Source organism: Bartonella sp. AU55XJBT (genome assembly GCF_028618525.1).
Window position 1 is genome coordinate 1 of record NZ_JAQITC010000024.1, and the last position, 6,851, is coordinate 6,851.

Annotated in this window: 1 pseudogene; it reads left to right on the plus strand. The window is 39.4% G+C overall.

The features are described 5' to 3' along the window. Positions 1 to 6,851, plus strand: a pseudogene (locus PVV70_RS09540) (hypothetical protein); the annotation flags it as partial.

Sequence of the window (6,851 nt, forward strand, 5' to 3'; positions counted from 1 at the left end):
GTCTGGTATAAAGGAAGCAGCAAAGAATGATGAAGCGGTTAACAAAGGCCAGCTTGATCAAGAAATAGAAGATGTACGTTCAGTAGCGGTTTTTTATGATGAAGAAGTAGAGCCAAAAGATGTCAATTCCCTTATCAGGTCAGCGCGTAAAGTTAATAAGAATAGTGTTACTTTTGGAGATCCCAAAACAGGCACTGTTGCTTTGCATAATGTTGGCAATGGTAAAATTTCTTCTGAATCCCATGATGCCATCAATGGTTATCAGCTTTTTGAAACAAATGATAAAGTTGCGACTTATTTAGGTGGTGGCGCTAAGTATGAAGAAGGTAAATGGACAGATCCAAGATTCACTGTTAAGTCCGTTAAGGATGATGGTGTTTCCGAAGATAAGATTTATCCTGATGTAGCGAGTGCTTTGAGTGGGGTTGGTACCTCTATCACGAATGTTCAGAATAAATTGACTGAACAGGTTAATAATGTGGTTAACAAAATTGAAAGCGAAAGCTTTATTCAACAAGATAAAACAACGCATAATCTCACTATTGGAGGAAAGGTAGAAGGCGGTGAAATCAACATTGCCAATAAGGACAAGGGTGATCGGACCCTTTCCGGTGTGAAGAAAGCAGAGAATGACAATGAAGCGGTTAACAAGGGTCAGCTTGATAAAGGCTTGAAAGATCTTTCTGACAATCTTCAGTCTGATGAATCGGCTGTTGTCCATTACGACAAAACAGGTGATGAAACTGATTATGGGAGTATAACTTTGGGTGGTAAAGCTAAAACCCCCACGGCTCTTCACAATGTTGCGGATGGTAATATTTCTGAAAAATCGCATGATGCGGTTACTGGTGGTCAGATTTATAACATTGGTGGAGATATAGCAAAATTCTTAGGTGGAGGAGTATCCTTTAACAATGGAGCCTTTACAGGTCCAACCTATAAATTATCTGATGTTACTAAAGAAGGTCAGGTTACGGATAAGTCCTTTACTGATGTTGGTACGGCGTTTAGCGGTCTTGATGCGAATATCAAGAATGTGAATGATCGTATTAAGGAAGTCTCAGAAGGCGTTGCGAAGGATTCTTTAAATTGGAGTAGTACTGAGGGTGCGTTTGTAGCGCAGCATGGAACAGGGGATACGAAAGCTAATAGTAAGATTAAATTTCTTGCTACCGGCGATGTTACGAAAGACTCGACAGAAGCTATTAATGGTTCCCAGGTTTATTCTTTAAGTGATAAATTTGCTAAGTATTTAGATGTTAGTGCTGGTTATAATGCGAAAGGAGAATGGAAAGCACCAAGCTTCAAGGTTAATGCTGTTAAAGATGATGGCGTTACCATTGAAGAGAAGCAGTATGATACAGTAGCAGAAGCTTTGTCTGATGTTGGTAATTCATTCACGAATATTAAAAAAGATATTACGAATGTTGTCAGTGATAGTCTAGTAAAGTGGGATGAAGAGAAACAAGTAGTCAAGATTGGAGCAGAAAAAGGTGGTAATACAATCACAATTTCTGATCAGGATAGTAAAGATAGAATCCTTTCAGGAGTTAAGGATGCAGAGCATAGCAATGAAGCAGTTAACAAAGGTCAGCTTGATCAAGAAATAGAAGATGTACGTTCAGTAGCGGTTTTTTATGATGAAGAAATAGATCCAAAAGATGTCAATTCCCTTATCAGATCAGCGCGTAAAGTTAATAAAAATAGTGTGACTTTTGGAGATCCTAGCACGGGCACTGTTGCATTGCACAATGTTGGGAAAGGTAAAGTTGAAGAAAGCTCAACCGATGCCATCAATGGCTCTCAGCTTTTTGAGACCAATAAGAATGTTGCTAGCTATTTAGGTGGAGGTGCACGGTATGAGAGTGGCAAATGGGCAGATCCTAATTTCAAGGTTAAGCAAATTGGTTCTGATGGCAATATTACTGAGGAGTCATATAAGAATGTAGCGGATGCTTTTGAAAGTGTAGGTTCTTCTTTCAAGAGTATTCATGATGAGATTAGCACTATGATAAGTGATAGCTTTGTTAAGCAGGATGATACAGGTCTTATTACTATTGGTAAAGAAGTAGCCGGTGGTGAAATCAATATAGCCAATAAAGATGGTGGAGAACGGACACTTTCTGGTGTAAAGACAGCGCAGAATGATAACGAAGCTGTTAACAAAGGTCAACTTGATAAAGGTTTGAAAGAGCTTTCTGATAATCTTCAGTCAGATGAATCAGCCGTTGTTCATTATGATAAAAAAGCTGGAGAAAATGGCGGCATTGATTACACAAGTGTGACATTTGGTGGTAAAGATAAAACCCTCACGGCTCTTCATAATGTTGCCGATGGTAGTATTTCTAAGGATTCACATGATGCTGTTACGGGTGGACAGCTTGATAGCATCACAAATGATTTATCAAAAGCTTTAGGTGGTAATGTATCCTTTGATGGCAAAAGCTTTAAACAACCACAGTATGATTTATCGACAGTTTCTAAAGACGGTCAGGTAGATGGCAAAACCTATAATGATGTTGGAACAGCTTTTTCTGGTCTTGATGACAATATCAAGAATGTGAATGCTCGCATTAAGGAAGTCTCAGAAGGCGTTGCGAAGGATTCTTTGAATTGGAGTAGTGCTGAGGGTGCTTTTGTAGCGCAGCATGGAACAGGGGATACGAAAGCTAATAGCAAGATCACATCACTTGCCAATGGTACCATTTCTGAAACTTCCACGGATGCAGTTACAGGTGGTCAACTTTATTCGATGAATGAGCAGCTTGCGAGCTATTTAGGTGGTGGCGCTGGTTATGATGAAAAAGGAGATTGGAAAGCTCCTACCTTTACGGTTAAGGTATTTAATGATGATGGCACTGAAGCTAAAGATCAGGAATATAAGACTGTAGCGGAAGCTTTTAAAGGAGTTGGTACTTCTATCACAAATGTTCAGAAGACAGTGACTGAGCAAATTAACAATGCGATTACCAATGTTAAAGATGACAGTCTTGTTAAGTGGGATGAGGAGACACAGCATATTAACATTGGTGGAGAAAAGGATGACGGTACAATCAGTATTGCCAATAAGAGTAAGAAGGATCGCATTCTTTCCGGTGTAAAGAAAGCAGAGCATGATAATGAAGCAGTCAACAAAGGCCAGCTTGATAAAGAAATTTCAGATGTACGTTCAATAGCAGTTTTCTACGATGAAGAAGCAGCTTCAGATGATGATAGTTCTCTTACCAGATCATTACGAAAAGTTAATAAGACGAGTGTGACATTTGGAGATCCGAGCACGGGCACTGTTGGATTGCACAATGTTGGTAACGGTGGAATTTCTTCCGAATCCCATGATGCGGTTAATGGTTCTCAGCTTTTTGAGACAAATAATAAGTTTTCTACTTACTTAGGTGGTGGCGCTGGTTATAAAGATGGCGTATGGAGTGAACCATCTTTTACAGTAAAAACTGTTAAAGATGATGGCAAAGAAGAAGAGAAAACTTATCAGAATGTAGCGAGTGCTTTTGAAGGTGTTGGTACATCTTTTACGAACATCAAAAAAGATATTACCAACCAGATTAATCATCTTCAGTCTGATGATTCAGTGGTTGTTCATTATGATAAGAAGGACAAGGGTGAAATAGATTATACGAATGTTACTTTAGGAAAAGGAAAGGGTTCTACCGCCGTTGGTCTTCATAATGTTGCCGATGGTAGTATTTCTAAGGATTCACATGATGCGGTTACGGGTGGACAGCTTGATAGCATCACAAATGATTTATCAAAAGCTTTAGGTGGTAATGTATCCTTTGATGGCAAAAGTTTTAAACAACCACAGTATGATTTATCGACAGTTTCTAAAGACGGTCAGGTAGATGGCAAAACCTATAATGATGTTGGAACAGCTTTTTCTGGTCTTGATGACAATATTAAGAATGTGAATGCTCGCATTAAGGAAGTCTCAGAAGGTGTTGCGAAGGATTCTTTGAATTGGAGTAGTACTGAGGGTGCTTTTGTAGCGCAGCATGGAACAGGAGATACGAAAGCAAATAGCAAGATCACATCACTTGCCAATGGTATCATTTCTGAAACTTCTACGGATGCAGTTAATGGTTCTCAGCTTTTTGATAGCAATAAGACTGTTGCGACTTATTTAGGTGGTGGCGCTAAGTATGCAGATGGCCAATGGACGGCTCCTAAGTTCACAGTTAAGACAGTTAAAGAAGATGGCAGTGCCGTTGAAGAGCAGAGCTATGATGATGTAGCAAAAGCCTTCGCGAGTGTTGGTACATCTTTCACGAATATTCATAAAGAGCTTAAGAATGAGATTAGCCAAGTTGTGGGAGACAGTCTTGTTAAGCAGGATAAAGAGAGCAAAGTCATTAAGATAGGAGCAGAAAAAGGTGGTAACAGCATTAATATTGCCAATAGTGGCGATGCCCCACGGACTTTGACAGGCGTTAAATCAGGAGTTGTTTCGGAAGAATCGAGTGATGCGGTTAATGGATCTCAGCTTTATTCAATGAGTAATACACTTTCTAGTTATTTTGGCGGAGGTGCTAAATATGAGGATGGCAAATGGGTAGCTCCAAGTTTCAAGGTTAAAACAGTTAAGAAAGAAGGAGGTTCTGTTGAGGAGGAAAAGTATGATGATGTAGTTTCAGCGTTTGCAGGGATTGGTACATCTTTTGAAAATCTTCATCAAGAGCTTAAGAATGAGATAAACCAAGTTGTGGGAGATAGCCTTGTTAAGCAGGATGATAAGACGCATGTTATTAGTGTAGGAGGCGAAAAGAGCGGTACGAAAGTTACGTTAGCAAATGTTGATAATGCTGCGCGGACCCTTTTAGGAGTGAAGAGCGGAGAGCTTTCAGAGACATCGACAGAAGCGGTAAATGGTTCTCAGCTTTTTGCGACCAATCAAAATGTCAGTACCGTATCTAACAATCTGCAAACAGCAGCTACGAATATAGCTAAGTCCTTTGGTGGTGGCGCTAAGTATGAAGAAGGGCAATGGACAGCGCCAAGCTTTATGCTGAAAGCTTTCAGTGCGGATGGTAAAGAAGGTGAAAACAAGACATATAATGATGTTGGTTTAGCCTTTGCAGGAATAGATACAAATTTCACAAATGTTAACAAGCATCTGACGAATGTTGTTGAAGATTTTAATAAAAAAATCGACGACATTACCAAAGAAGTTAAAGGGGATTCTTTGCTATGGAGTAATGCTGATGGTGCCTTTAGTGCGCAACATGGAGCAGAAACCAAAACGAATAGCAAAATTAAATTTCTTGCTGCTGGCGATGTTACGAAAGACTCGACAGAAGCTATTAATGGTTCCCAGGTTTATTCTTTAAGTGATAAATTTGCTAAGTATTTAGATGTTAGTGCTGGTTATGATGCAAAAGGCGAATGGAAAGATCCAAGCTTTAAGATTACAACGATTAAAAAGGATGGAGAAGAAGAAGAAAAGACTTATCCGAGTGTAGCAGATGCTTTTGAAGGTGTTGGTACATCTTTTACGAACATCAAAAAAGATATTACCAACCAGATTAATCATCTTCAGTCCGATGATTCAGCGGTTGTTCATTATGATAAAACAGATGGTGAAAATAGTGCTGTTGATTATGCGAGTATAACTTTAGGTGGTAAAGATAAAACCCTCACGGCTCTTCACAATGTTGCCGATGGTAGTATTTCTAAGGATTCACATGATGCGGTTACGGGTGGACAGATTAACACCATCTCTCAAGATGTTGCAAAGTTTTTAGGAGGTGAAGCATCCTTTAAAGATGGTGGTCTTACACAGCCAACCTATAAATTATCTGATGTTACTAAAGAAGGTCAGGTTACGGATAAGTCCTTTACTGATGTTGGTACGGCGTTTAGCGGTCTTGATGCGAATATCAAGAATGTGAATGAACGTATTAAGGAAGTCTCAGAAGGCGTTGCGAAGGATTCTTTAAATTGGAGTAGTACTGAGGGTGCTTTTGTAGCGCAGCATGAAACAGGGGATACGAAAGCAAATAGCAAGATCACATCACTTGCCAATGGTAACCTTGCAGAAAATTCAACGGATGCGGTAAATGGCTCTCAGCTTTTTGAGACCAATAAAAATGTAAGCACTATATCAAACAATCTTGAAACAGCAGCTATGAATATAGCTAAATTCTTAGGCGGTGGAGCTGAATATAAGGAAGGTCAATGGACAGCGCCAAATTTCAAGGTTAAAACCATTAAGGATAATGGTGACACTGGAGAAGGGGATTATGCGAGTGTTGCAGCTGCTTTTGAAGGTGTAGGCACGTCTTTTACGAATATTAAAAATGAGCTTAACAAAGAGATTACTAATGTAGTCAGTGATAGTCTTGTTAAGTTTGAAGAGGAGACAAATCTGATCAAGGTTGGAGGCGAAAAGGATGGTGCGAGCATCAATATAGCGGATAAACAAAGTAAAGATAGAATCCTTTCAGGAGTTAAGGATGCAGAGCATAGCAATGAAGCAGTTAACAAAGGTCAGCTTGATGATAATGTGACTAAACTTTCTGGGGAAATAGCAGATGTTCGTTCATTAGCAGTTTTCTATGATGAAGAAGCAGATTCAGATGAAGTTAATACTCTTTCCAGGTCATTACGTAAGGTTAATAAGAATAGTGTTACTTTTGGGGATCCAAACACCGGCACTGTTGCTTTGCATAATGTTGGGAAAGGTAAAGTTGCAGAAAACTCAGCCGATGCCATCAATGGTTCTCAGCTTTTTGAGACAAATAATAAGTTTTCTACTTACTTAGGTGGTGGCGCTGGTTATAAAGATGGCGTATGGAGTGAACCATCTTTTACAGTAAAAACTGTTAAAGATGATGGCAAAG